At 53.6% G+C, this 5,281-nt stretch carries 7 protein-coding genes; 3 read left to right on the top strand and 4 right to left on the bottom strand.

Going from position 1 to position 5,281, the window contains the following annotated elements; translation table 11 throughout:
• The 3 genes from lacNas_RS01365 to lacNas_RS01355 all read left to right on the top strand — a co-directional run.
• The coding region (locus tag lacNas_RS01365; RefSeq protein WP_201346523.1) for an orotidine 5'-phosphate decarboxylase / HUMPS family protein at positions 1 to 175 on the top strand (175 nt) is incomplete at its 5' end.
• Positions 165 to 788 carry an orotate phosphoribosyltransferase gene (gene pyrE, locus lacNas_RS01360; RefSeq protein ID WP_201330192.1) on the top strand — a complete coding sequence of 208 codons (624 nt, stop codon included), beginning with the start codon at positions 165 to 167 and terminating at the stop codon, positions 786 to 788. The genes lacNas_RS01365 and pyrE, both read left to right, overlap by 11 nt.
• 125 nt (positions 789 to 913) lie before the next feature.
• A complete protein-coding gene (locus tag lacNas_RS01355) occupies positions 914 to 1,831 on the top strand; it encodes a peptidylprolyl isomerase (RefSeq protein ID WP_201330191.1) in 918 nt (305 codons plus the stop codon).
• 61 nt (positions 1,832 to 1,892) lie between these two features.
• On the opposite strand, the gene lacNas_RS01350 is transcribed toward lacNas_RS01355, so the two are convergent.
• The 4 genes from lacNas_RS01350 to lacNas_RS01335 all read right to left on the bottom strand — a co-directional run.
• Complete coding sequence (locus lacNas_RS01350; RefSeq protein ID WP_201330190.1) at positions 1,893 to 2,978, bottom strand: prephenate dehydrogenase; 1,086 nt, start codon at positions 2,976 to 2,978, stop codon at positions 1,893 to 1,895.
• 34 nt (positions 2,979 to 3,012) lie between these two features.
• On the bottom strand, positions 3,013 to 4,293 hold the full coding sequence (gene aroA, locus lacNas_RS01345) for a 3-phosphoshikimate 1-carboxyvinyltransferase (RefSeq protein ID WP_201330189.1): 1,281 nt from the start codon (positions 4,291 to 4,293) through the stop codon (positions 3,013 to 3,015).
• A 26-nt stretch (positions 4,294 to 4,319) separates the two neighbouring features.
• Positions 4,320 to 4,841 carry a hypothetical protein gene (locus lacNas_RS01340; protein ID WP_201330188.1) on the bottom strand — a complete coding sequence of 174 codons (522 nt, stop codon included), beginning with the start codon at positions 4,839 to 4,841 and terminating at the stop codon, positions 4,320 to 4,322.
• Positions 4,841 to 5,281 (bottom strand): chorismate synthase (locus tag lacNas_RS01335; RefSeq protein ID WP_201346522.1); only part of this gene is annotated, 441 nt, incomplete at its 5' end. The genes lacNas_RS01340 and lacNas_RS01335, both read right to left, overlap by 1 nt.

Below are 5,281 nucleotides of genomic sequence, written 5' to 3'. Positions count from 1 at the left end.
CATCCGGCCAAAGAGCTACCAAAAAGACGACCAGGCCCGGGTGGCTACCCCAGCTGAGGCCAGAGAAAACGGGTCAACCGCCATTGTCGTCGGCCGGCCGATCACCCAGGCCGCTGACCCGCAGCAAGCATATGAAGAGATTTTTAAGGATTGGAGCAAGAACGATGCAAAATAACGAAATTATCCGCCAACTGATTGACAAGAAGATCGTCACTATTTCACCAGACAAGGACTTTGTCTACGCCAGCGGGATGCACTCCCCAATCTACACCGACCTGCGCCAGACCATCTCCTTCCCGGAATTGCGCCAAGCCATCGCTGAAAACCTGGCTGCCTTGATCAAGAAAGAATTCCCAGAAGTCACGGTGATCGGCGGGGTCGCTACTGCTGGCATCCCGCACGCAGCCTGGGTTGCCCAAGTCTTGAACATGCCAATGGTCTACGTCCGCTCCAAGCCAAAGGACCACGGCCAAGGCCGGCAAATTGAAGGCCGCCTGTCCATGGACGACCACATCGTTTTGATCGACGACCTGATTTCAACTGGCGGCAGCGTCCTGACTGCCGTTCAAGCTGTCAAGGACACCGGCGCCCACGTTGACGGGGTCAGCTCCATCTTCACCTACCTTTTGCCAGACGCTGACGAAAACTTCAAGAAGGCCGACACCAAGTTCGCCCCGCTTTTGAACTACCGGGAACTGCTCGAACAGGAAATTGCCGAAACGGTCAGCGAGGAGCAATATAAGGAATTGTTGGCTTGGCACCAAGATCCTTGGAACTGGAAGCGCTAAAAGCTTTAAAGAAATTCCTAAGAAAACAGGGATTTTTGATGAACTTTCTCTCCAATAAGTCCAATTCTGGAAAAATATGTTATATTAGATACCAGTACGTATGAAGGATGTGGAGATTTAATTTTATGAAAAAACATTTGAAGAAAATCGCCGTTTTGGCAGGTGCCGCAGCTATTGGTTTGTCCACTGCTGCCTGCTCAAGCAGTTCAGCAACTGTAGTTAACTACAAGGGCGGCAAGATCACCCAGGACGAGTACTACGAAGCGATGAAGGACACGTCATCCGGCCAATCAACTTTGGTCAGCTTGATCATCTACCGCACGCTGAAGGCTCAATACGGTGACAAGGTATCTTCAAAGAAGATCACGGCAGAATACAACAAGTACAAGAAGCAGTACGGCTCAAGCTTCAGCACTGTCTTGAGCTACAGCGGTTTGACGACCAAGTCATTCAAGCAGAACCTGGCCACCAACCTTTACTCAGTTGCTGCTTTGAAGGACTTGAAGAAGCCAACTGCAGCACAAGAAAAGAAGTGGTGGAGCAGCTACCACACCAAGACCACTGTTCAGCACATTCTTGTTTCTAAGAAATCAACTGCTGAAACTGTGATCAAGAAGCTGAAGAGCGGTACCAGCTTTGCTACTCTGGCAAAGAAGTACTCAACCGACACTGCTACCAAGAAGAAGGCCGGCAAGCTGTCAGCCTTTGACTCAACTGACACCAGCTTGAGCAGTACTTTCAAGTCAGCTGTTTGGAAGCTTAAGGAAGGCGAGTACACTACCACGCCAGTTAAGACTTCATCTGGTTACGAAGTCATCAAGGTGCTGAAGACCACTAAGAAGGGCTCATACACCAAGAACAAGAGCTTCATCGACAAGCAGCTTTACGCTAAGTGGTCAGCAAGCTCAACTGTCATGACCAAGATCATCGGCAAGGTCTTGAAGAAGGCCAACGTCAACATCAAGGACAAGGACTTGAAGAGCAAGAACCTGCTTTCAAGCTACCTGTCAACTTCTTCATCAAGCTCATCTAGCTCAAACTAATGGCGATTGAAGATTAGACGATAAAAAATACCCGATTCATAGAATCGGGTATTTTTTTGTGCTATTTTTTCATCTCATAAGCTGCCAGAATCTCCTTGGCCTGCTGGCGGTCAGCTTCTCTGGCGAAGGTCAATTGCAATACTCCGTCGATCTCTTCTCTGATTTCCAGAATCTGCAGGCTGACGATGCTGATGCCGGCTTCGGCCAATAGGCGGGTCACGTCAGCCAAAGCGCCAACTTGGTCAGGAATATTGACAAACAAATCGTAGTGGCCTGGCGCAGCCCCCACCTGGTCTGGCCCCAGCTTGTCCCGGCTGATTTTGGCCTTTTGGAAAAAGTCATACAGAGCCGCCTCATCGCCTGCTTCGATTTCCCTGGCCACTTCCTTAAGTTCTGCTTGAAATTCAGCCAGCTGCTTTAAGATGTCCTCTGAATTGTTCAAGAGAATCTGGCTCCACATGGTCGGGTCTGATGAGGCAATCCTGGTGATCGACTTAAAGCCCCCGGCAGCCAGCCTGGTCCCCAGCGGCTGGCCAGCAAAAGTGTCTTCAGTCTGGTTGACCAGGCCGGCAGCTACGATATGCGGCAGGTGGCTGATCTGGGCTATAATCTTGTCATGTTCTTCAGCCGTCAGCTGCAGCCACTTGACCCTGGCAGCTTTGAGCAGGTCTTCTAATTCCGGCAGCCTCTTTCCTGCTGCTTGACTTGCCGGAATCAAGAAGTAAAAAGCATTCTCAAAAAGCAGGGCCCGGCCGGCCCAAGCCCCGGTCTTGTGCGAGCCCGCCATGGGGTGGCCGGCGATAAAGTCGACCCCTTTTTTAGTCAAGGCTTGCGCCTGGTCAACGATTGCCTGCTTGACTGAGCCAACGTCAGTTACCAGGGCTCCCTTTTTCAGATCCATCTGGCTTAATTGCCTAATATCTGCCTTTATCGCGTCAACCGGCCCGGCCAAAATGATGTAGTCCGCCCCTTCTGCCCCCTCTAAGCCGGGCAGCATCTGGTCAGCCAATTGCTGGCTTAAGGCGTATTCCTGGGTTTTAGGATCAGGATCTGAGGCCAAAATGCGGAAATCCGGGTGCCCTTCTCTGATTGCCCGGGCCAGGGAGCTGCCGATCAGCCCCAGGCCCTTGATAAACACTGTCGTCATTGCTTTTTCCTTCTGTTTTAGCTTTTTATCTTTTTTACTTGAGCAGCTTTTCCAAATCGCTGAAAAAGCCCGGGTAAGACACAGAGATGCTGCCTTCATTGGCCAGTTTGAGCGGCTGCTTGCTCTTTAAAGCCGCGATAGCCGCCATCATCCCCAAACGGTGGTCACCATAGCTGTCCAAATTGTCGTCTTTGACTTGCCAGTCTTTCCGGCCCTTGATGATCATCCCGTCTGGCAGTTCCGTGACCTCTACGCCCAGTTTGCCCAATTCCTGGCTGACTGTCTTGATCCGGTCGGTCTCTTTGACTCTGAGCTCTTCGGCTCCCCGGATCTCACTGGTCCCCTCAGCGCAGGCCGCCAAAAGAGCGACTAAAGGCAGTTCGTCGATGACGGCCGGAATATCTTCGGCCGTCAGCTTGACTGGAGCCAGCTGGCTGGTCTCAATCGTCAAATTGCCCAATTCTTCGCCCTTGCTTGGCAATTGTTCAATGGAAATTTTTGCTCCCATCTGCTTTAAGACCTGAACGATCCCGGTTCTGGTCGGGTTGAGGTTGACGTGAGCCAAAGTCAGCTTGGAATTTGGCACAATGGCTCCGGCCGTCAGCCAAAAAGCCGCTGAAGACATGTCGCCAGGCACTTCTACTTCCTGGCCCGTCAGCTCCCGGCCAGGATTGACATGGATGGTCAAATTGTCCGCGTCCGTAGCAATATCTGCCCCAAACTGCTGCAGCATGATCTCCGTGTGGTTCCTGGTCGGCAGCTTTTCGATGATAGTTGACGGGCCTTTGGCTGCAAGCGCCGCGAAAATCGCCGCGCTTTTGACCTGGGCGCTGGCCACTTCCAGCTGGATTTGGGCGCCGTGCAGCTTTTGCCCTTTGATGGTGGCCGGCAAAGTCCCGTTTGGGCTCAAGTCGATCTCAGCCCCGAATTTGGCCAGAGGCTGGCTGACCCGCTTCATCGGCCGCTTGCTGAGGGATGCATCCCCAATCATCTGGCTTGTAAAGGAGCTGCCGGCCAAAATCCCCATCAAAAGACGGGTCGTCGTGCCGGAATTGCCCATGTCCAAAGCCTTATCCGCCTGCTTCAAGCCTTGCCCGTAAACGACCAGGTTTTCCCCTTCTCGGTCAATTTTTACCCCAAGATCCTGGAAGGCCTTGACCGTGGTCAGGCAGTCCTGGCCGGGCAAAAAGTTGCTGATCCTTGTTTCGCCCTTTGCCAAAGAGCCCAGCATCACGGCCCGGTGGGAAATGCTTTTGTCGCCGGGAACCGTCAGCCGGCCATGCAGGCCGCTTGGGGCCATTGCTAATTCTTTCATGCTTTTCTCTTCCTTCATTTTCTCAGCTACTTGATCTGGTAAACGCACCAGACCATGGGGATTTCTATCCGGGCCAGGACCCTTTCAAAAGGCCGCAAAGTTACGTTCTGCTCATTGGTCAGAACGTACTGCCCCCGCCGGCGGTACTCCTGGTAGGCCAGATACTTGCTGGGACAGGTCACGACTTTCGCGTCCGGCACGTACTGCAAGAGCAGCTTGGCTACCGCCGCGTGGGTAAAGGCCAAGTGGTTGTGGACATAGCTGTTTTCCAGCAAAAGCATGGGATTCAGCGGCAGGATGAAAACGTCCTGCAAGTGCAGCCGCTTTTGGTAAAGGTAGTGCATGTCCCCCCAGGCCAGGTCCAGTTTCTGGGACTGAAAAGCTGCCGGAATGAGCAGGCAGTCGCCTGTCAGGTCCGGCAGATTTTCCAGGATATCTTCAAAGCTGGCATGACCCACGATTTCATAGCGGCCTGGCTCCTTGCCGGCATAAAAAGCCGCCGCCTTCCAGCTGTCGGTGGCTTCCGGGCCCAAAGTGTGCAGCTTCACTAGTATTCCCGGCATTCCTGCCGGTAGCGGCGCAGTTCTTCTTGCAGGCGCTCCAGGCTGCTGGATTCGAACTGCTCACAGATGGCCTTGGCCAGTTCCAGGGCAATCACGCTCTGGATGACCAGGGAGGCGGCGACGATCGAGGTGGTGTCTGAGCGCTCGATGCCGGCCAGGTGCTTTTCCTTGGTATTGATGTCGACGGTCTGCAGGGGCTGGTAGAGGGTCGGAATCGGCTTCATGGCCACGTTCATGACCAGCGGCATCCCGTTGGTCATCCCGCCTTCAAAGCCGCCAAGGTGGTCGCTGAGTCGGCTGAAGCCGGTCCCCTTTTCCCAGTCGATCTGGTCCATGACCTGACTGCCGAACTTGGTCCCCAGTTCAAAGCCGTCCCCGAAGCTGACCCCTTTCATGGCGTTGACGCCGACTGCCGCGGCTGCCAG

This window comes from Lactobacillus nasalidis (assembly GCF_016587775.1).
Lineage (GTDB): Bacteria > Bacillota > Bacilli > Lactobacillales > Lactobacillaceae > Lactobacillus > Lactobacillus nasalidis.
This window is presented reverse-complemented; position numbering and strand designations above follow the sequence as displayed.

Excerpts from the sequence above, each read along its gene's own strand:
- pyrE (WP_201330192.1), top strand. The coding sequence starts at position 165 with ATGCAAAATAACGAAATTATCCGCCAACTGATTGACAAGAAGATCGTC.
- lacNas_RS01355 (WP_201330191.1), top strand. The coding sequence starts at position 914 with ATGAAAAAACATTTGAAGAAAATCGCCGTTTTGGCAGGTGCCGCAGCT.
- lacNas_RS01350 (WP_201330190.1), bottom strand. The coding sequence starts at position 2,978 with ATGACGACAGTGTTTATCAAGGGCCTGGGGCTGATCGGCAGCTCCCTG.
- aroA (WP_201330189.1), bottom strand. The coding sequence starts at position 4,293 with ATGAAAGAATTAGCAATGGCCCCAAGCGGCCTGCATGGCCGGCTGACG.